22 protein-coding genes and 1 tRNA gene are annotated in these 20,138 nt (G+C 68.0%); 2 read left to right on the top strand and 21 right to left on the bottom strand.

Annotated features, from left to right (window positions below; translation table 11 throughout):
- Positions 1-20: 20 nt before the first annotated feature.
- The 12 genes from P0Y52_06550 to P0Y52_06605 form a co-directional block, all read right to left on the bottom strand.
- Positions 21-737 carry an ABC transporter ATP-binding protein gene (locus P0Y52_06550; GenBank protein WEK59197.1) on the bottom strand — a complete coding sequence of 239 codons (717 nt, stop codon included), beginning with the start codon at positions 735-737 and terminating at the stop codon, positions 21-23.
- Positions 734-1,939, bottom strand: coding sequence for an ABC transporter permease (locus P0Y52_06555; protein WEK59198.1), 1,206 nt, complete (start codon positions 1,937-1,939; stop codon positions 734-736). The genes P0Y52_06550 and P0Y52_06555 overlap by 4 nt, the downstream gene beginning before the upstream one ends.
- 4 nt (positions 1,940-1,943) lie before the next feature.
- Positions 1,944-3,017, bottom strand: coding sequence for an efflux RND transporter periplasmic adaptor subunit (locus P0Y52_06560; protein ID WEK59199.1), 1,074 nt, complete (start codon positions 3,015-3,017; stop codon positions 1,944-1,946).
- 144 nt (positions 3,018-3,161) lie between these two features.
- A complete protein-coding gene (locus tag P0Y52_06565) occupies positions 3,162-3,944 on the bottom strand; it encodes a hypothetical protein (protein ID WEK59200.1) in 783 nt (260 codons plus the stop codon).
- A gap of 284 nt (positions 3,945-4,228) precedes the next feature.
- Entirely contained in the window at positions 4,229-4,774 is a 546-nt protein-coding gene (locus tag P0Y52_06570) for an isoprenylcysteine carboxylmethyltransferase family protein (protein ID WEK59201.1), read from the bottom strand.
- Positions 4,771-5,697, bottom strand: a complete 927-nt coding sequence (locus P0Y52_06575; GenBank protein WEK59202.1) for a type III polyketide synthase — start codon at positions 5,695-5,697, stop codon at positions 4,771-4,773. Before P0Y52_06575 ends, P0Y52_06570 begins: the two co-directional genes overlap by 4 nt.
- 122 nt (positions 5,698-5,819) lie before the next feature.
- Positions 5,820-6,215, bottom strand: coding sequence for a cupredoxin domain-containing protein (locus P0Y52_06580; GenBank protein WEK59203.1), 396 nt, complete (start codon positions 6,213-6,215; stop codon positions 5,820-5,822).
- Positions 6,216-6,290: 75 nt separating this feature from the next.
- On the bottom strand, positions 6,291-7,100 hold the full coding sequence (locus P0Y52_06585) for an MBL fold metallo-hydrolase (GenBank protein ID WEK59204.1): 810 nt from the start codon (positions 7,098-7,100) through the stop codon (positions 6,291-6,293).
- Entirely contained in the window at positions 7,097-7,882 is a 786-nt protein-coding gene (locus tag P0Y52_06590) for a TatD family hydrolase (GenBank protein WEK59205.1), read from the bottom strand. Before P0Y52_06590 ends, P0Y52_06585 begins: the two co-directional genes overlap by 4 nt.
- Positions 7,879-8,859 (bottom strand): DNA polymerase III subunit delta', encoded by a 981-nt coding sequence (locus tag P0Y52_06595; protein ID WEK59206.1) that lies wholly within the window; start codon positions 8,857-8,859, stop codon positions 7,879-7,881. The genes P0Y52_06590 and P0Y52_06595 overlap by 4 nt, the downstream gene beginning before the upstream one ends.
- Positions 8,856-9,482: a dTMP kinase gene (gene tmk / locus P0Y52_06600; protein WEK59207.1), complete on the bottom strand. Its 627-nt coding sequence runs from the start codon at positions 9,480-9,482 to the stop codon at positions 8,856-8,858. Before tmk ends, P0Y52_06595 begins: the two co-directional genes overlap by 4 nt.
- Before the next feature lie 37 nt (positions 9,483-9,519).
- Positions 9,520-10,341, bottom strand: a complete 822-nt coding sequence (locus tag P0Y52_06605; GenBank protein WEK59208.1) for a septal ring lytic transglycosylase RlpA family protein — start codon at positions 10,339-10,341, stop codon at positions 9,520-9,522.
- A 137-nt stretch (positions 10,342-10,478) separates the two neighbouring features.
- Between P0Y52_06605 and P0Y52_06610 the strand changes: the two genes are divergently transcribed.
- Together P0Y52_06610 and P0Y52_06615 are read left to right on the top strand one after the other, a co-directional pair.
- Positions 10,479-11,408 carry a DMT family transporter gene (locus P0Y52_06610; protein ID WEK59209.1) on the top strand — a complete coding sequence of 310 codons (930 nt, stop codon included), beginning with the start codon at positions 10,479-10,481 and terminating at the stop codon, positions 11,406-11,408.
- A gap of 88 nt (positions 11,409-11,496) precedes the next feature.
- A tRNA-Ser gene (locus P0Y52_06615) sits at positions 11,497-11,586 on the top strand.
- A gap of 229 nt (positions 11,587-11,815) precedes the next feature.
- Here P0Y52_06615 and P0Y52_06620 read toward each other — a convergent pair.
- The 9 genes from P0Y52_06620 to cobD are packed head-to-tail and all read right to left on the bottom strand — an operon-like array spanning position 11,816 to position 20,134.
- On the bottom strand, positions 11,816-12,331 hold the full coding sequence (locus tag P0Y52_06620; GenBank protein ID WEK59210.1) for a hypothetical protein: 516 nt from the start codon (positions 12,329-12,331) through the stop codon (positions 11,816-11,818).
- Complete coding sequence (locus tag P0Y52_06625) at positions 12,328-13,059, bottom strand: adenosylcobinamide-GDP ribazoletransferase (GenBank protein WEK59211.1); 732 nt, start codon at positions 13,057-13,059, stop codon at positions 12,328-12,330. Before P0Y52_06625 ends, P0Y52_06620 begins: the two co-directional genes overlap by 4 nt.
- 32 nt (positions 13,060-13,091) lie before the next feature.
- Positions 13,092-14,135 carry a nicotinate-nucleotide--dimethylbenzimidazole phosphoribosyltransferase gene (cobT, locus tag P0Y52_06630; GenBank protein ID WEK59212.1) on the bottom strand — a complete coding sequence of 348 codons (1,044 nt, stop codon included), beginning with the start codon at positions 14,133-14,135 and terminating at the stop codon, positions 13,092-13,094.
- Entirely contained in the window at positions 14,132-15,604 is a 1,473-nt protein-coding gene (locus tag P0Y52_06635; protein ID WEK59213.1) for a cobyric acid synthase, read from the bottom strand. The genes cobT and P0Y52_06635 overlap by 4 nt, the downstream gene beginning before the upstream one ends.
- Positions 15,592-16,536, bottom strand: a complete 945-nt coding sequence (gene cbiB / locus P0Y52_06640) for an adenosylcobinamide-phosphate synthase CbiB (GenBank protein WEK59214.1) — start codon at positions 16,534-16,536, stop codon at positions 15,592-15,594. Before cbiB ends, P0Y52_06635 begins: the two co-directional genes overlap by 13 nt.
- Positions 16,526-17,302: an ABC transporter ATP-binding protein gene (locus P0Y52_06645; GenBank protein WEK59215.1), complete on the bottom strand. Its 777-nt coding sequence runs from the start codon at positions 17,300-17,302 to the stop codon at positions 16,526-16,528. Before P0Y52_06645 ends, cbiB begins: the two co-directional genes overlap by 11 nt.
- On the bottom strand, positions 17,299-18,282 hold the full coding sequence (locus P0Y52_06650) for an iron ABC transporter permease (protein WEK59216.1): 984 nt from the start codon (positions 18,280-18,282) through the stop codon (positions 17,299-17,301). The genes P0Y52_06645 and P0Y52_06650 overlap by 4 nt, the downstream gene beginning before the upstream one ends.
- The gene (locus tag P0Y52_06655) at positions 18,279-19,127 is read right to left on the bottom strand and encodes an ABC transporter substrate-binding protein (GenBank protein ID WEK59217.1); all 849 of its coding nucleotides are present in this window, start codon (positions 19,125-19,127) and stop codon (positions 18,279-18,281) included. The genes P0Y52_06650 and P0Y52_06655 overlap by 4 nt, the downstream gene beginning before the upstream one ends.
- Positions 19,124-20,134 (bottom strand): threonine-phosphate decarboxylase CobD, encoded by a 1,011-nt coding sequence (cobD, locus tag P0Y52_06660; protein WEK59218.1) that lies wholly within the window; start codon positions 20,132-20,134, stop codon positions 19,124-19,126. The genes P0Y52_06655 and cobD overlap by 4 nt, the downstream gene beginning before the upstream one ends.
- Positions 20,135-20,138: the final 4 nt, after the last annotated feature.

A 20,138-nucleotide genomic window follows, 5' to 3' on the forward strand; every position in this document is an offset into this window, starting at 1 on the left:
CTGGGCGTCCATAAGGAAACCTACGTAATCTCGATCCGCCTGTCGTCTTCGACCGCATGGTTGGAGATGAGCAGCCCGTCGTTGAGCGTCAGGCGGCGGGTGCACCGGGCGGCGACGCCCTCGTCATGGGTGCAGATCAGGAATGTGGCCCCCTCCTCCCGGTTCACCTCGCGCATCAGGTCCAGCACGCGGTCGGCCGATTCGCGGTCCAGGTTGCCCGTCGGCTCATCGGCGATGATCAGGTCGGGCTGGTTCATCAGGGCGCGGGCGATGGCGACGCGCTGCTTCTGGCCGCCTGACAGGCGTGTGGCCGGATAGTCGATGCGATCTTCCAGCCCCACCCGCGCCAGAAGGCCCCGCGCGCGGTCGCGCATCTGGCGCGAAATCCCGCCGGCGGGCGCGGCTGCGGGAAAGGCGACATTCTCCATGGCGGTGAAGTCGGGCAGCAGGTGATGAAACTGGAAGACGAAGCCTAGCCGTTCGTTGCGGAACCGCGCCCGCCGAGCTTCGGACAGGCCGTCAACCGCTTCGCCGCTGATCGCCAGAGAGCCTGCCGACGGACGCAGCAACAGGCCGATGATCGACAGCAGGGTCGACTTGCCCGATCCCGAAGCCCCCAGCAGGGCGACCAACTCGCCCCGGTCCAGATCCAGGTCGACGCCTTTCAGCACGCGGGTCTCTTCCTCCCCGTTGCGGAAGACCTTTTCGATCCCCCGCGCCTGCAACACGCGCGTCATTGCTGAATCGCCTCCAGCGGATCGACTTTCGAGGCCGAACGAGCCGGCAGGATCGAGGCGATCACCGCCCCGAGGGTGGTCAGCACCAGAGCGGCGACATAGCCCCCCTGCTCCGGCGCAATGGGCAGGGCCGAAGTTCCGTCAGGCTTGACGATTCCCTCCAGCCAGACGCACAGGCCGTAGCCGCTGACGCAGCCGATCAGGGCGCCGACCAGCCCGATGATCAGGCCCTGCAGCAGGAAAACCCACAGGATGAAACCGCCCGGCACGCCGAAGGCGCGCATGATGCCGACCTCGCCGCGCCGTCGATAGGCGGACAGGACCAGAGCGCTGGCCACGCCGATGATGATGGAGATCAGCGAGAAAATCTGGATCAGGGTTCCGGTCTGGCCCTGCGCCTTCAGCGCGTCCTCCAGGCTCAGGTTCTTTTCCTGCCAGGGCGTGGCGCGCAGGCCCGTCGCATCGGCCAGAAAACGCGCCACCGCGCGGGCGTCGTCCGGGTCCTTCAACTTGACCTCGATATTGGTCACGCCCTCGGGCAGGACGAACAGGGGCCGGGCCGTCTGCAGCGACATGAAGGCCACTCTTTCGTCCAGACTCTCCAAGCCTGTGCGGAACACGCCCTTTACCGTCAGCTGGCGTTCCACGCCGCGGTCGGTCCGCAGCAGGATGGATTGACCGGTGCCAAGGCCCAGATCCTCGGCCATGCGCACCCCGATCAGCAGGCCGTCCGCGCCCAGATCGCCGTCGCCGCTGATGATCTTCGGCGTGATCTGGGAGATGGCGTCGATACCCTGCGGGTCCACGCCCAGGATCGACACCGGCGACACCGCCTCGCTCTTGACCAGGAAGGCGCTGCCCGAGATCTGTGGACTGATGGCCGAAACGGCAGGATTGGCGCGCAGAAGATCGACGATCATCGGCCAGTCGCGGATCTGCTTGCGCTGAAAGGTGGACACCAGGGCTAGCGATTCCACCGGCAGGTCCGGCCCCGCCAGGACCCGCGCCACGCGGGTCGGGGGCTCCAGGCTGACATGGGCGCTGTCGCCCGTGACCTGATCGGTCAGCCGCACGGCCAGGCCGGCGATCAGGGCGGTGATGAAGACGAACACCGTCACGCCCAGGGCCACCCCCGCGATCAGCAGCAGGGTCTGACTGGGGTTGGATAGCAGATACCGCCGCGCGACCTTGAAGGCGAACACGGCCTCAACCACCCGTCTTGGGCGCTACCGGACGGACGCGGGCGCCGACGCGCGCCGAGGCGGGGTCCAGAACCACGCGGTCGCCCGCCGTCAGGCCGCGCTCGATCAGGGCGTTCACCGTGGGCCAGCGCCCCACCACGACGGCGCGTTCACGCACGATGTCGCCGGCGTCGACCACATAGACCTTGGGCGCGGCGGTGGCGTCCACGATGGCGCTGCGCGGCAGGACGATGGCGCCCGGCCGTTGACCCACGACAATGGTCACGTCGACCGAGCGACCCGGCGACAGGGACGGCCCCGCCTCAGGCGCCAGCTTCACCAGCCGCCCGCCCGTGGCCGCGTCGACCTGGGGGGAGACTTCGGTCACGCGCGCCCCAAAGATCGCCGCGCTTCCAGACAGGGCAGCGCGGGCCGTCATCCCCGGACGAAGGGCGTCGGCATAGGCTTCCTCCACCTCAGCCCGAATCTCGACCCCGGTGGACGATCCCAGTTCGAACAGGGTCTCGCCGGCGGCCACCACCTGACCGTTGTCGATGGGCCGCACCAGCACGACGCCGCTCATCGGGGCGCGGATGGTGAACTCGCGTGCGCGTTCAGCCGAGGCGCGCACGGCGGCGGCGGCGGCGGCCACATTGGCTTCGGCCGCCTGAAGCGTGGTCAGGGCGGCGTCCAGAGCGGCGGGCGCGGCGAAGCCCCGCTCGCTGAGCGTCCGGGTGCGGTTGTATTTCAGGCGGGCGTCGGCCGCCTCGGCACGGGCAGCGCGTTCGCGCGCCAGATCGGCCTCAGTCTGGGCTTGCTCTACGGTGGCTAGAATGACCGCCAGGGGCTCCCCGGCCGCGACGCGGTCGCCGTCGTCGTGCATCAGGCGCACGACCTGGCCCGGATTGGGCGACGCCACCTGAACCAGGTCAAGGGAACGGGCCCGACCGACGACCGACAGCCCCAGTTCCACCGTTTGCGGCTTGACCGCACTCACCGCCACCTCAGGCGGCCGGCGCCACAGGACCGCAACGGTTGCGGCCAGCCCGACCAGTACGACCAGGCAAAGGATGGTCAGTTGTTTTCGATTGGGCCGCATGAAGGCTCTCTGACATCGCCGTCTGCGACGAAAACGATCCTGCGGCGGACGCCGCGGATCGGCAAGCGGTTCACCTCAGGTGCAAAGCACCTGACGCTCAAGAAGATGGCCCCGGAGCCAGGCAGCAGCCCCGGGGCCTCGGCATTAGAAGGCGAACCGCGCCCGCACGGTCAGCGGCATATAGGTGCGATCACCAACGCCATTGATCGACGCCAGTCCCAGACCGCCGATGGCGCTGTCGTCGTCGCTGAGGCTGGAGATATAGCGAATGCCCGTCTCGGCCTGCACCGACACCTGCTCGTTGAAGGCGTAGGACAGGCCGACATCCAGACCGGCCGTGAAGCTGGTTGAGCTGTCATAGAAGGGCGCGTCGGCGATAGTGATGGCGGCGTCCGGGATTTCGAACGTAGCGTTGATCTTGTCGGTGAAGACCGCGCCCACACGTCCGGCGACATAGGGCTTGAGCGGGCCGGAGCCGAAATACTGACGGTAGCCGGCTTCAAGAGCATAGGCCTTGTACTCGTCGAACGTGCCATAGACCGGCAGGGTGGTATCCAGCGCCGGTACGAAGGCGCCGCCGACCTGAACCCGACCCTCATCGGCCTGCATGTAGCGCAGCGACCCGAAGATTTCCGCGTTGTTGCTCAGGCCATAGGCGAACTCTGCGCCGATATTCATGCCCTCGCCATAGATGTCGTCGAAGCTGCGCGATTGGATCCGCAACTCGGCGTCCACTCCTTCCAGAGCGGGATTGAGCGGGCCGAGGTTCGGCACGGTTGCGGTCGCCCCGCCATGCACATCGCCGCTGGTGGGAAACTCAGCCCCAGCCTCAAGGCTGACGGTCCAGCGGCCGGGCGCCGTCTGAGCCTGGGTCGCGCCGGCCGCCGAAAGCGCGACGACGGTGGAAAGCAAGATCGTCCTGAACATTCTTCATCCCTCTTGATGACGCCGAAACGCGGCCTTGACGCCCACATCGCGAGCGCCGGAAAAGCGCCCCGGCAAGCCAGTGTGACATCTCACTGGCACAAAAAACGATTTGATGCTGTCAGACAGCGGCGAGTTTACGCGTCATGCCCGCAGGTGGATCAGGATGTCGCAGAATTTCCTGCGCGATCAGGCCATGACCGACATCTTCTTCCCTCTCCGACACCATACGTCCTGCGAATCTCAAAGGGTTTCGGGTCGCTGGACGCGCGCTTTTTGGTCGGCTCCTATGCGCCGTCACGACCCGGCCGCGGCGAGCGGATTGCTTCGTCCGCGCCCGCGCCGCCGGCGACACTGAAGGTTCGAACCTCGGCGCGAATCCGCACCCTCATCATGGCGGCGTTCAACGCGCTGAAGATCAGGGCGAACCAGATCAGGCCGAAGGTCAGGGGCAGGATCAGGATCTCGGCGGCCACAACCACGTAGTTTGGGTGGGACAAGAGGCGATAGGGCCCGCGGCGGATCAAGGGCGCGCCAGGCAGCGAGATGATCCGCGTTGTCCAGCGATCACCCAGCGTCGCGATGACCCAGACCCGCGCAGCCTGCAATCCGATAAAGACGGCAAGAAGTCCCATGTTTGGCGGTCGATCCCAGGCCAGGAGCCACAGACCGATCAGCCAGGCGGCGTGAAGGGCCACGATGAAGGGATAGTGGCCGGCGCCGGCCTCGACTGCGCCACGCGCCATCAGCCGTCGCGTGTTTCTTCGGGCCAACGCCAGTTCGCCGATCCGCTGGGCCGTCACGAGGCTGAGGATGACGACCGAAAGGATCATCGGGCGCTCAGGCTGACGGTGCTGGCGGTGAAGCCGGGACCCAGGGCGACCAAAACTGATCTTTCAGGCATGTCCGCCTTTCTGGTCCGGTCCAGGACATAGAGGACGGTCGGCGCCGACATGTTGCCGTGTTCGGCCAGGACAGCCCGCTCGTGATCCAATCGGCCAGGGTCCAGCGACAGAGCGCTTTCAATGGCGTCGATGACCTTCATCCCGCCTGGATGGCACAGGAAGCGGTCCACGTCGTCCATCGCCAGCCCTTGCGCCGCCAGCATCTCCTCCATCGCCGGCCGCAGGTGGTTTTTGGCGAAGGGCGGAATGGCCCGGTCGAAGACGACGCCAAAGCCCGTCTCCCCGACACGCCAGCCCATGATGTTCAGCGTGTCCGGCCAGGTGAGCTCCGCCGCGCCGTCGATCCGGGCGAACCCGCCCTCGCCCGTTCGCAGGACGCAGGCGGCCGCGCCGTCGCCGAACAGGGCTGTGGCGACGATGTCGGCCTTGCTCAGGTTCTCCATGCGGAACGACAGCGTGCAAAGCTCGACCACGACCAGCAGGACCACGCTGCCCGGCGTCGCCAGCGCCAGCTTGCTGGCCAGGCCCAGACCCGTCGTGCCGCCGGCGCAGCCCAGGCCGAAGACAGGAATGCGCGCCGCGTCCGGGCGAAACCCCATCCGCTCCATCGCCCGCGCCTCCAGGCTGGGGGTTGCGATGCCGGTGGAGGATACGGTGACAATGGCGTCGACGTCGGAACCTTGCAGGCCCGCCTCATCCAGCGCCCTCTGCGCGGCCTCAACGAACAGATCGACGGCGACCCTCAGATAGACGTCTGTCCGCTCCGGCCAGCCGCGCGGCGCGAAGAACCAGTCGATCGGCATGGCGGACTGGCGCGTATCGATGCCCGCCGTGGTGAAAACCGGCGCCATACGGTTAAAGCCGGGAAAACGATCCTGGAGCAGCCAACGCGCCGCTGCCGCGACCTCGTCCTGGCGCAGGACGTGCGGCGGCGACGCCGTGGAAAGCGCTAGCAGAGCGACCGGCGACGGCACTACTCCACGACCGCCGTGCCCTTCATGCCGAACGACGAATGCATGAAATGGGTGCAATGGAAGGCGTAGGTTCCGGGCGTGTTCGGCGTGAAGCGCAGTTCGACGCCGCCTTCGCCGACCTCGACCTTGCCGTCATGCACCAGTTGAGCGGTGGCGGGGTCCAGCGTCGAGGCCGCAAACAACTCGGGCGCCGCGAAACTGTGGGAGCCGGCGGTTTCAATCAGTCTCAACACGACCGGAACGCCGTGTGGCAGTCGCAGCGTCGACGGGGCGAAGGCATAGTTCTTCAGTTGCACCTCAATGACCAGGGGGCTGGCTTGCTGAGGGGGCGAGAAGGCCGCGCCCAGGGTCAGGGCGGCGACGGCTGCGGCGATCGTAAGGCCTGTGCGAAGCATGGCGTCGATCCTCATCCGAAACCCGTACAACGTCGTTGCTGAGCGTCGGTTCAGAGCCTGATCCCGGTGGGTGAACTACAGATCGAAACGGCCACTCCAGCCGTCAAAGGCGACCTCGACGTTTTCAGGCAAAGCCGCCGACAACGCATTGTAATCCAGATCAATATGCAGGTTCGTCAGAACGGCTCGACCGACCTGGGCCCGGGCTATCCAGTCCAACGCCTTGTCGACATGGGCGTGGGTCGGATGGGGCGTGTAGCGCAGGGCGTCGATGATCCAGAGGTCAGCGCCGCGCACCGCCTCTAGCGCCGCCTCATCCAGATCGGATACGTCGCTGGAATAGGCGACCGGCCCGATGCGATAGCCGACCGAGCGGATCGGGCCATGGGCCTGATCAAAGGTCACGACGGGGATCTCCCCGCCCGCGCCCTCGACGCTCCAGGTCTGGCCGTGCGGGGGAATGCGATGCGCCTCCAGAATGGCCGGATAGCCGTGGTGGCTCTCGAAGATGTAGTCGAAGCGGGTCGTCAGGGCCTGATGCGTGGCGGGGTCCATCCAGGCCTGGATGCGGTGCCGCGCATGAATGGCGAAGACGCGCAGATCATCGATGCCATGCGTCTGGTCGGCGTGGTCGTGGGTGTAGAGGACGGCGTCGACGTGCTGGATTTCGGCGGCCAGAGCCTGTTGCCGCAGGTCGGGCGAGGTGTCGATCAGGACGCTGGTCGTCCCCTGGGGACCGTGACGTCGCGCCAGCATGGAACAGCGGGTGCGCCGATTTCTGGGCTCGGCCGGATCGCAGTCGCCCCAGTCGCCGTCGCCGCGCGGCACGCCGCCGGATGACCCGCATCCGAGGATGACGATCTCCAGCTCGCCCGACTTGCTCATTCGGCGGGCCGGGGAATGCGGTCGAACAGGGCGAAGAAGGCGTCGGTCGTGCGGTGGTCCGCCTCCTCAGGCGACCAGCCCCGGATTTCGGCCAGCTTTTGCAGCACCAGCCCGACATAGGCCGGCTCGTTGCGACGCCCTCGATGCGGGATGGGCGCCAGATAGGGGCAGTCCGTTTCGACGATGATCCGATCCTCGGGCATCCGGCGAACAACCTCGCGCACGTCCTCTGCCGCCTTGAAGGTGGCGATCCCGGAAACGGAAAACCAGGCGCCAAGTTCCGCTGCTGTTTCAGCGAGTTCGATGCCGCTAGTGTAGCAGTGCATCAACAGCTTGAACGGCCCCTTGGCGTGCTCCTCGCGCAGGATATCAGCCATCACGTCGTCGGCTTCTCGCGTATGCACCACCAGCGGCAGACCCGTTCGGCGCGCCGCCTCGATATGCTGACGGAAGACCGCCGCCTGAATGTCGCGCGGGCTGAAGTCATAGTGGAAGTCCAGACCGCATTCGCCGATGCCGATGACGCGCGGGCGCTGAGCCAGGGCCACCAGGTCGTCAGCCGTCAGTGCGACGTGATCCTTGGCCTCATGCGGGTGAGCGCCGACCGTGCACCAGATGTCGTCGTGGGCCATGGCCAGGCCGTGGGTGGCCTCAAAGGTCGACAGCTTGTCCGAAATCTCGACCATAAGGCGCACGCCGGCCTGACGGGCGCGAGCGATGACTTCGTCGCGATCCTCGTCGAACTGATGGGCGTGCAGGTTGACGTGACTGTCGATGATCATCGAAGGGCCTTGGTGCGGGCGATATCGGCGAGCGCGCCAGCCAGAACGTCGGCGCGATCCAGGTTGATGGCCGCCGTACGATCGGGCAACTCGGCCAGCCGGGTCCACAGTTCGGCCCAGCGCGCGCCTTGCCCCGCCGGCGCCTCCAGGGCGCGCATCTTCACCGCCGCGATCAGGCGATCCATCAGAGCCTCGAACCGGGCCTGTCCCTCGGCTCCGCGAAACCCGTCCGCGACCGCCATCTGTTCGGCGCGATCCACAGCGTCGCCCAGCACCCAACTGCGCGCCAGGGCGTCGACTTCCTGCATGGCGCCAGAGGACAGGGCCAGGGCCGCGCCGGGCGATCCGCCAGCCATATCGGCAGCCAGTCGCGCATCATCAGGGTCGGCGCCCGTCCGGTTGCGCACCAAGGTCTCCAACTGATCCGGCGTCCAGATCGGGAAGCTGAGGCGGCGGCAACGCGAGCGGATCGTGGCCAGCAGCCGGCCCGGCGCATGGGTCACCAGCAGCAGGACGCCGCGCTCAGGCGGTTCCTCAAGAATCTTCAGCAAGGCGTTGGCCGCGTTGACATTCAGATCATCGGCGGCGTCGATGATAGCCACGCGATACTGGGCCTGAGACGGGCTCTTGGCGAAGAAGCCCGGCAGGTCGCGCGCCTGATCGACCGAGATGGTCTTCTTCTGCTTGCCGCCTTCAACCAGCCGCTCCATCACCAGCAGATCGGGGTGGGACTGAGCGGCGACCAACTGGCTGACCGGGTCATAGGGCGCGGCGCCCAGCGGCCCGCGGGAGGGGTCGGGCGCAGCCCCCAGCAGTCGGCGCGCGGCGCGATAGGCAAAGGTCGCCTTGCCGCTGCCCTCGACGCCGCACAGGAGCCAGGCATGGTGCAACCGCCCGCGATTCAGGGCGTCGAGAAAAGCCTCTTCGGCCGCGACGTCCGGGACCAGATCGTACCGGTCGCGCGGGTGTTCGCTCACAGCAGCCGCTCGGACACGGCGCTCCACAGCCGTTCGGACACGGCCTCAAGCTCACCAGTGGCGTCGATCACGACGCAGCGTTCCGGGTGACGGCGCGCCACGCCCAGGAAGCCCTCGCGCAGCTTCTGATGGAAGGCCAGGCCCTTGGACTCGAACCGGGTCTCGAACAGGCCGCGACCAAAGGCGCGTTCCAGCCCGACCTCGACCGGCAGATCGAACACCAGGGTCAGGTCCGGCTGATCCTCGGCCACGATGGCGGCGTCCAGCGCCTCGATCAGGCTCTCGGGCGCGCCGCCGCCGGCCCCCTGATAGACGCGGCTGGAATCGGCGAAACGATCGCAGACCACCCACTTGCCCTCGTCGAGGGCCGGGCGAATCGTGCGCTCCAAATGGTCAGAGCGGGCCGCGTACATCAGCAGGGTCTCGGTGCGCGGCGACCAGCGCCCGGCGTCCCCTGCGACGACGATGTTGCGAATATCCTCGGCGCCCGGCGAGCCGCCTGGCTCACGCGTTTGAACGACGTCGATTCCAAGCGAGCGAAGATGCTCGACCAACAGGCGCGCCTGCGTGGTCTTTCCGGCTCCCTCGCCGCCTTCGAATGTGATGAACTTACCGCGCTGCACCCGCGCACAATGGCGACCGCCGCGCGCCAGGCAAGCCTTAACCGCCTGATATCAACAGGGCGTCGCCAAACCCGCGTGCGATGACAGCCTGACGGGCCTGTTCGGCGGCGTTGGCGTCGGGCCAGGGACCAATGATCACCCGAAACTGAGGCTGACCGCCGCCGCTCAGGTCCTGAATTGTCGCCCGGCCGCCCAGACGGTCAGCGATTCGCTTGGCCGCCCCACGGTCGGAGAAGGCCCCCGCCTGAACCCAGTAGGCCGATCGATCCGCCGCCGCAGGCGCGCCCCCAGTCAACGGCGGGCTATAGGGCCGCGGTGGCGTGGGCGCGACCTCCGCCCGCCGCATCGCCGATCCTCCGCCCGTCCTCGGCGCGCGGCCGACGTAGCGGACGCGCACCTCGCCCACGCCTTGCGACAGCAGACCCAACTCCTCGGCCGCCGCCCGCGACAGGTCGATGATCCGACTGTCGACGAAGGGCCCGCGATCATTGACACGAAGAATGACACGACGACCATTGGCGCGGTTGGTCACCTCGACCAGGCTCGGCAGCGGCAAGGTCTTATGCGCCGCCGTCAGGGCGTTCATGTCGAACAATTCGCCGGTCGATGTGGGGCGGCCGTTATGCTGCGCGCCGTACCAGGACGCCATGCCGACCTCGTCATAGGCGGGCTGTTCGGCCGGACGGTACCAGCGACCGCGGATCTGATAGGGCCGCATCGTGCCGGAGACGATGGGCGCGGGATCGGTCACGACCGGCGGCCCCAGCGGGGCATCCCGCCCTCCTCCGAAACTGGCGCACGCCGCCAGGGTGGAAAAGGCGGCGGCGGTCAACGCGCCCCTCAGCAATCTCGCCATCATGGCTTTACGCACTCCTGCCTACTCAGGGAGATCCTGGCCGAGGACGTTTCCGGTTTGGTTAACGGCAGGTTTGAAGCTATGCGTCCTGGCGTCGCGGCGACGGCATCGCGCCCGCGCCACTTGTTGAAGCGAGCGCCTTGAACTCCTCCCTCTCCCAGACCCGTTCGGGCGTTTTCGCATTGGCGACCCTGTGCTGCCTCCTGTGGGGCAGCGCCTTTCCGGCGGTCAAGACCGGTTACGCCCTGCTGCATATCGCGCCTTCCGACATCGCCAGCCAGATGCTGTTCGCGGGCTGGAGGTTCGCGCTCGCGGGCCTGATCCTGCTGATTGTTGCGGCGGCGATGAAGAAGCCGATCCTGGCGCTGAACGAGCGCCAGATGCGCCAGGTCGCCCTGCTGGGCCTGACTCAGACGACGATCCAGTATGTCTTCTTCTATATCGGACTGGCCCACGCCAGCGGGGTGAAGTCGTCGATCATGAACGCCACCGGCGTCTTCTTCAGCGTCGTCCTGGCCCACATCCTCTATGCTGACGACCGGCTCAACCGACGCAAGGTGTTGGGCTGCCTGATCGGCTTCCTGGGCGTTGTCGTGGTCAACCTGGGCGGCGGCGCCCTGGGCTTCGAATTCAGCCTTCTGGGCGAGGGCTTCATCATTATCGCCGCCTTCGTGCTGGCGGCGGCCTCCATCTATGGCAAGCGCCTGTCCGCCGACATGGACCCGATGGTCATGACCGGCTGGCAGTTGTTCATCGGCGGCGTAATCCTGACCGGGTTGGGCATGGCGGGCGGCGGCCATCTGGAGGCCTTGGGAATTCAGTCGGGCGCCCTGCTGCTCTATACGGCGCTGCTGTCGGCGGTCGCCTTCGCGGTGTGGAGCCTGCTGCTGAAGCACAATCCGGTCGGCATGATCGCAGCCTTCAACTTTCTAATCCCGGTGTTCGGAGTGTCGCTGTCCGCTCTTTTCCTGGGCGAAAACCTTATGCGGTGGAGCTATCTGGCCGCCCTGTTCCTGGTCTGCGCCGGCATCTGGCTGGTGACGCGCCCATCCGCTCCACGCCCCGCCTGACCCTCCATGCGCGCCAGCCGCGCTTTATGCTTGGGCGACGGCGAACTTGACGCTATGCACGCCTCCGCGCGCTGTCTCGACTCGCGCTGGACAGGTGGCCGAGTGGTTTAAGGCAGCGGTCTTGAAAACCGCCGTAGGTGGAAGCCTACCGTGGGTTCGAATCCCACCCTGTCCGCCACCATTCTTGAATAAAATCGATCTAGCGCCACGACGCCCGGATGACGGCGCCTCGCTGGGCGCGCACTGTTCGAGAGCGACATGGGCCAGAATGACGGTTGAGGCCGCGACTGTCGTCCGACAGCGTCGCCTCCATGCCCTGAGACAATCTCGCTTTCCCCCGTCGTCACGGCGATGTGGGCTCCGCCGGCAGGCGGGCGATGAAGTGACCCTTCATGCCCTCGGGCCGGTCACGGTCTGGACGACAGGTCGAGTTCAAAAGGCTCGCCCCAGGCCGCCTCAGCCCCACGCCCCATGGCGGCGATGGCGCGGGTCATGGCGCCGTTGCGGTTCAGATGACGGTCGGCCAGGGCCACGATCAGCGGATTGGGCGTGGCGGTGGGAGCGGCGGCGCGCAGGCGTTCGGCCCAATCCGCTTCTCCGCCAGGGGCAGATTTGGCGCAGGCGACGGCATAGGCCGCCGCCGTAGACCGACTGATCCCTGCCCAGCAGTGAATCAACAGAGGCCGAACCCCGTTCCAGCTCTCGGCGAAGACCAACAAGGCGTTGATGTCGGCCGGGCTCGGCGGCGTCAGGCCCGGCCGAACCTCGGCGATGTCGTTGAACCTCAGGTCCAGTCGATGAACCAGCGGATCGGCCAGAGGATCGTCGACGTGACCTGGCGAGGCCAGACTGACAAGATGCGACGGTTGATACCGCGCCAGCAGACCGCCGACCTCACGCAGGGGCGCGACGATCAGCTTCATCCAACCACCAGCCCGGCGACGCCCAGCAGGAAGCCGACCTCGAACGCCTGCTCGACCGCGCCCAGAACGTCACCCGTGCGCCCGCCGATCAGGCGCCAGGCCAGCCAAGCGGGAACGGCGCCGAGCAACAGGCCCAGCGCCACGCCTCCGCCTCCCATGGCAGGTGTGAAGAAACTCAGGGGCCATAGAGCGGTGAGAACGGCCACCGTCAGTCCCGCCAGCGAGGCACGATCCGGCCTGCCCTCCTTGGCCATGCCAGGGTCGCCGCCATAGGGCATGATCGTCATCGCCATGACCGCCGCCGCACGCCCCAACCCATGCGCCGCCAACAAGGCAACGGCGGCAAGCAGAGGCGAAACCTGCGTCAGCATGGCCAGGGCCGCGACGCGCAGCGCCAGGGTCAGACCCAGCGCCAAGGCGCCGTAGGAGCCCAATCGGCTGTCCTTCATGATCTCCAGCCGGCGCGCGCGTGTCAGCCCGCCGCCCAGACCATCGGCCGTGTCGGCCAGTCCATCTTCGTGGAAACCGCCGGTCAGGACGACGCCTGCCGCCACGGCCAGCAGGGCTGCGATCCACGCGCTCCAGACCTGGGCCGCGCCATAGATGACGAGCGCCGACAGTGCCCCGACGATCTGGCCCACCAGTGGATAATAGCGCGCGCTCTGCTGAATCCATTCTGATCGGAAACCGACCAAAGGCGGCGTTGGGATCCGGGTCAGGAACTGCACGGCGCAGACGAACAGCCTTCCCTCATGCCGGATCAAACCGCCGCCTCCAATACTTCAGACAGGTCCGCGACCTCGGACAGCAGGGCGCAGGCGGCCTTTGCCAAGGGCACGGCCAGCAAGGCGCCGGTTCCCTCGCCCAGCCTCATGTCCAGTTGCAGCAAGGGACGCGCTTCCATCGCCTCCAGCATCAGACGGTGCCCTGCCTCCGCCGAGGCATGAGCAAAGAGGCAATAATGGCGCGCGGCCGGCGCCAGGCGCACCGCCAACAGGGCCGCTGCTGTGCCGATAAAGCCGTCCACCAGCACGGGAACTCCAGCGTGGGCCGCCGCCAGCAGCCCCCCGGCCATCATGGCGATTTCATAGCCGCCAAACTGGCTCAGGACGTCGAAGGGCGTGGTGACGTCCGATCGCGCCGCCGCCTTGGCCAAAACCTCCCGCTTCCTCGCCATGCCTTCTGGCGCATGACCCGCCCCCTGCCCCACGCATTGCTCCAGGGACGCGGGAGCCAGCCGATGCATCAACAGGGCGGCCGAGGCGCTGTTGCCTATTCCCATTTCTCCGAGCGCGATCAGATCGGCGCCGTTGGCGATCGCCTCGACTGCCACACGCGCTCCGGCCAAGAGGGCGGCCTCGGCCTGAACGCGCGTCATGGCTGGCTCGACCGAGGCGTCAGCCGTGCCCCAGCCGACCTTGGCCTGAACCAGCCCCGAACGGTGGGACAGATCGGCGGCGACGCCCGCATCTATCACGCGGACCTCGACGCCAACGACACGGGCGAAGGCATTGGCGCTGGCCTTGCCCGCCAGCAGGGCATCGACCATGGAGACGGTTACGCCAGGGGGAAAGGCCGCCACCCCCGAGCGGGTCAGACCGTGATCGCCCGCGAAGACCAGAAGCACGGGTCGCTCGATCATCGGCTGCATGCGCCCCTGGATCAGGCCCAGAACCAGGGCCAATTCCTCGATCCGGCCGAGAGCCCCGGGCGGTTTAGCCTTACCGTCAAGCGCCCGCCGCAAGGCAGGCTCCAGCCTTCTATCCAGGGCTGGGACGGCCAGAAGTTCGGTCAGGTCGGTCATGTCAAACCCGCGATCCGGCTCAGGGCCGGGATGTCGAAGTGTTGTTCCAAAACGGCGGCGATGCGGTTCAGCGCCTGATCGACACGGTCCGTCTGATCGACGCCGTCGGACGCCACGCCCATTTCCGCCAGCAAGGCGTGTCGCGCGTCCGCCCGGTCAAACAGGCCGTGGACGTAGAGCCCCGCAATTCGCCCGTCGGGCGAACGCGCGCCGTGCGGCTGCCCATCGACGACAGCAACAGGGCGCCCAGTATCAGGACCGTTGGTCGAGCCGATGTGAATTTCATAGCCCTCGAAGACGGCGCGGGAGGAGACCATGCAGCCGCTCACCCGGCGCAAGATTTTTTGGCCCGCCAGCACGGTCTCTACGTTCAGCAACCCCAGGCCCGGCGCAGTTCCGGCCACGCCTTCGACGCCCTCCGGGTCGCTGATCGTCCGTCCCAGCATCTGATAGCCGCCGCAAACGCCCAGGACCCTTCCCCCTCGCCGCGCGTGGGCGGCGATGTCCACGTCCCACCCCTGCGCCCGCAGAAAAGCCAGATCGGCTAGCGTCGCCTTGGTCCCCGGAAGAATGAGCAGGTCGGCGTCGCCCGGCAGGGGCTGGCCGGGAGGAACGAAGCCGAAGTCCACGCCCGGCTCGTGTCTCAAAGGATCGAAGTCGTCGAAATTGGCGATGCGCGACAACATGGGGACGGCGATACGAACTCGACCGTCCCCCTCGCGGCCAGCCCTGTCCAACACGACCGCGTCTTCCGCCGGCAGAGATCGGGCGTCACTCATCCAGGGCGCCATACCCAGGTCCGTCCATGTGGTGCGTCTTGCGATTTCGGCCCGTCCTTCATCGAATAGCGACGGATCACCTCTGAACTTGTTGATCAAAAAGCCTTTGATCATGGATCGGTCTTCGTCTTCCAACACGGCATGGGCCCCAACCAGGGACGCGATGACATGGCCCCGATCAATATCGCCGACCAGAATCACCGGTACATGTGCGGCCCGCGCAAAGCCCATGTTGGCGATGTCTCCAGCGCGCAGATTGGTCTCGGCCGGACTACCCGCCCCCTCGACAATCACGAGATCAGCTTCCGCCTCCAGTGTGCGGAAGCTCTTCAGCACGACATCGAGAAGCGCGGCCTTGCGCCCTTGATAGCCCGCCGCCTGCCAGACGCCCTCGACCTGCCCGCGCACGACCAGTTGCGCGCCCGTATCACTCTGCGGTTTCAGCAGGACCGGGTTCATGTCCACGTTTGGCGGAACGCGGCAAGCCAGGGCTTGCAGCGCCTGGGCGCGACCGATTTCACCCACCTGCCCCTCGGCGCCGGGCGCGGTGACGGCGGCGTTGTTGGACATGTTCTGCGGCTTGAACGGCCGCACTGTCAGGCCGCGATTGGTGAACAGGCGGCACAGGCCCGCAACCAGCACCGACTTGCCCACGTCCGAGCCGCACCCCTGGATCATCAGCGCGCCCATGCGAAACCTCCGGCGATCAGCAGCAACATCAGAACAACGCAAGCCATGCCATAGACGCGAAGACCTCGGTTCAGGTCATGGGCGCGCGGGGGCGCCCAGTCGCCGAAATCGGGGCGGTAGGTGGTGATTCCGTCATAGCGAACCGGCCCGCCCAACCGAACCCGAAGCGCGCCCGCCATGGCCGCCTCGGTCCAGCCGGCGTTGGGCGAGGCGTGCTTGCCCGCATCGCGCCACATGACGCGCCAGCCCTGCCAACCGCCCAGCGCGATCAAGGCCCCGGCGATCCGTGCCGGGATCCAGTTCATCACATCGTCGGTGCGCGCCGCCGCCCAGCCGAAAGCGCGCCAGCGCGGCTCCATATGGCCGATCATGCTGTCGGCGGTGTTGACCGCCTTGTAGACGAACAGACCCGGCAGGCCGCCGACCACGAACCAGAAGACCGGCGCGACCACCCCGTCGCAAAAGCTCTCGGCCAGACTTTCCAAGGCGGCGCCGGCCACCTCGCCTTCGTCCATCGCCTCTACGTCGCGGCCGACGATCATGGCCACGGCCAGCCGCGCGGCGGGCAGATCGCCTGCCGCCAGCGGACGCGCCACGGCGCGGACGTGGTCGAACAGGCTGCGCGCCGCCAGGCCCGTCGCCCCCCAGATCACCAGGATCGCCTGTCCCGGCCAGAAGGGCGCCGTGGCGGCCAGCCCTTCAAGGCCCCAGCCCGCGCCGCCCGCCACGACCAGCAGGATCAGAACCGTCAGGACGCCCAGCGCGCGCCGTGACTTCGCCGACCACGCCGCGCGGTTCCAGCGCCGTTCCAGCGTCGCGATCAGACCGCCGATCCAGACGACCGGATGGCTCAGACGGCGCGGCCAGCCGATCGCGCCTTCCAGCAACAGGGCGCCCGCGACGATCCAGGGCGTCGGTACGCTAGCGGGCACGGCCGACCATCTCCAGCACCGGGCCACGCAGGCCGTCCAGCGTGCGGGCCTCGACGCCATAGGCTGCTTTCAGCACCTCGGGCGACAGGGCCTCGACCGGCGCGCCGTCGGCCAGCACCCGCGCCTCGGCCAGAACGATCACGCGGTCGGCCACGCGCAGGGCGGCGTCGAGGTCGTGCAGGGTGATGACGACGCCACGCCCCTCTTCATCCGCCAGTCGCCGGAACAGGTCGCAGGCGTCCAGAACATGGCCGGGGTCCAGACCGGCCAGAGGCTCGTCGGCCAGCAGCCATTGCGGATCGCCGGCCAGAGCACGGGCGATCAGGACGCGCGCCCGTTCGCCGCCCGACAGGGTCGAGACGACGCGATCGGCAAACGCCTCCACGCCGGTCACGGCCATGGCGCGGTCCACGGCGACCCGGTCCTCGGCGGTCAGGCCCCAGGCGCCGACATGGGGGGTGCGGCCCAGACCGACGAAGGTGCGCCCGTTCACCGCCCAGGCGATCTCGGCGTTCTGTGGCAGATAGGCGATCCGGCGGGCCCGTTCCCGCGGCGGCAGGGTACGCAGGGCGCGACCGTCCAGCGTCACCTGACCGGCATCGGGTTTTCGCAGGGCCGCCAGACAGTCCAGCAACGTGGACTTGCCCGCCCCGTTCGGTCCGACCACCGCCGTCACCAGTCCCGGCGCAAAGGCCGCGCCGACGCCGTTCAGCACCGCCTTGTCGCCCAGACGGACCGACAGATTTTCCGCGCTCAGAAGGCTCACGCCAGCTTCCTCCGCATGCCGATCAACAGGGCCAGGAAGAAGGGCCCGCCCAGAGCCGCCATGGCCACGCCCAGCTTGATCTCGGCGGCCGACGGGGTCAGCCGCACCAGAATATCCGCCGCCAGCACCAGGACCGCGCCGCCCAGAGCCGAGGGCAGCAGCAGCCCGCCGGGCCGGGCCCCGATCAGCGGTCGCAGCAGATGAGGCACGATCAGGCCGACGAAGCCGATAGACCCTGTCACCGCCACCGCGGAGCCGACAGCCAGCGCCGCACCTAGGGCGAGCATCAAACGCCCCCTATCCAGCCGAACCCCCAACGACCGCGCCCCGGCCTCGCCTAGGATCAGGGCGTCCAGCGTTCGACCCTGCGTCAGCAACAGCAGAGCCCCCAGGATCATGCCCGGCGCGGCCAGCTTCAGTTCGACCACGCTGCGGTCGGCCAACGAGCCCATCAGCCAGTTGACGATCTCGTTCACCGCCCAGGGGTTGGGCGCGAGGTTCAGCGCCAAGGCCACCCCCGCTCCGGCCATGGTCTGGATCACCACGCCCGCCAGAATGAAGGTGACGACACTGCTGGTCGCCCCCGCCAAGGCCAGTAGAAGGACCACGCCCAGTCCGGCCCCGAGCATGGCCGCACCGGGCAACACCCAGGGCGCGCTCGCCGCCGCACCCAGATAGAAGGTCAGCACCGCCCCGAGCGCCGCCATGGTCGAGACGCCCAGCATCCCCGGATCGGCCAGCGGATTGCGGGTGTAGCCTTGCAGCGCCGCCCCGGTCAGTCCCAGAACCGCCCCGACCATCAGAGCCAGGATGGTGCGCGGCAGGCGCAGTTCAAACAGGATGGCCCAGGCCGGACCACCACGCTGGCTGGCCCAGTCGCTCCATGGAATCCAGACGCGTCCAGCGCTCATGCTGGCGACGAAGAGGACGGCGATCAGGGCCAGCAGCCCCGCCATGATCAAGGGTCGCGGCACGGTCATAGGGCCTCCAGCGCCGAGCGGCGCGCCCGAGCCAGGGCGGCGGCGGTCTGAATCAGCACCGGGCCGCCGCAATAGAGCAGCTTCTCGTCCAGTTGCGCCTGGACCATCCGACCTGACAGCGAGGCCAGCGCCGGGTGGCGCATCACCCGGTCGGCCCAGGTGCGCGAGCCCAGGGCGGGCGTGCCGCTGAGCAGGACCTGAGGCGGATCGGCCAGCAAGCGCTCGACCGGGACATTGCCCCACTTGCCGAGGCCATAGCGCCCGGCGACGTTATCGAACCCGGCGCGGGTCATCATCTCGTCCATCAGGGTGCCGCGCCCGGCGGCGAAACCGTTGGGCTGATAGATCAGGGCCTTGAGCGGTCGCGATCCCGGCGGCGGCGCGGCGGCGGCGATGGCGGTCTCAATGCGGGCGATCAGGGCCGCGGCTCGCGCCGGGCGACCAACCAGACGCGCGACCTCCCGCACCTGATCCAGACTGGCTGAGACGCTGTCGGGAACGGCGAACAACTCCGTAGGGATGTTCATCCGCCCCAGCGCATTGCGGGTTGCGAGCGCGCTGTGGCGGCTGGTCAGCACCAGATCGGGGCGCAGGGCGATAACCTCCTCGGCCGTCTCCCAGGTGAAGGGCAGGGTCTTCGCCACCTCGGAAATGGTCGAGCCAACCGGCTCGCGCGCATAGTGGCTGAGCGCCGCGATCTGGCCCCGGTCGGCGACATGAACCAAGATGGCGTCGAGGCAGGCGTTCAGGGAAACGACGCGACGCGGCGCGGGCTTGGCCACGGCGGGCGCGGCGATCAGGGCCGCGCCTGCACCGACCAATGCGCCCCGCCGCGTCGTCCTCACGAGAAGGTCTCCAGCGCGCGGGCCAATCGCGGCAGATCGCGTTCGGTCGGCACGCCGAAGCGCAGACCGTCGGGCGTATGATCGAAGGGCCGGGTCAGGATGCCCGCCCGGCACAGGTGCTGAAACCAACGCGCCGCGTGGGGCGTGCGCGTCATGCGAAATAGGCTGGTTCCGCCAATGATCTGAAATCCGGCGTGGACTAGCAGATCATTGAGCCGATCAGCGCGATCCGCCAGGGCCGCCTCGGTCCGCCGCCGCCATCTGCTGTCGGCATAGGCGCCCCGCCCCATGATCAGGGCGTCGGCGCCGACAGGCCAGTCGCCCAGCAGGGCGCGCAGGCGTGAGATCACATCCGGCGCGGCCAGCATGAAGCCCAGCCTTACCCCGGCCAGACCATAGAACTTGCCGAACGAGCGCAGGACGATCAGGCCCGGTTCGGCCAAATCCGACACGCTGTCGTCGGGCGCGCATTCGATGAAGGACTCGTCCACCACCAGCCAGCGGCCCGCCGCCGAGCGCTCGCGCGCCATGGCGATCAGGTCGGCGCGCCGGGTCAGGCGGCCGTCGGGATTATTCGGATTGACGATGACCAGCACTCCCGCCTGCGACGCCGCCGCCTGATCCGGTGCGATCAGGCGCGTCGCTACGCCCGCCGCCCGCCAGGCCTCGGCATGAGCGCCATAGGTCGGACCGACGATCTCGACCGAACGCACGCCCAGCAACAGAGGCAGAAGACGGATCGCCGCCTCGGCCCCGGCCACAGCAGCCGTCCGATCCGTCGTCGCGCCGAAGGCCGCCGCCGCCGTCGTCTCCAGCGCGACCAGGGCGCCGGGATCAGGCAGGCGGTTCAACTCGGCCTCCGCCGCACGCGGCCCGCGCCATGGTTCGGGGTTGATCCCGGTGGACAGGTCCAGCCAGGGGCGCGGCGCGTCGGGATAGGCGGCGGCGGCCCTCATCAGACCGCCGCCGTGCCGGGTCGCCGTCGTCAGAAACGCGGCGTCATGCATCAGA

Source organism: Candidatus Brevundimonas phytovorans, from assembly GCA_029203145.1.
GTDB classification, from domain to species: domain Bacteria; phylum Pseudomonadota; class Alphaproteobacteria; order Caulobacterales; family Caulobacteraceae; genus Brevundimonas; species Brevundimonas phytovorans.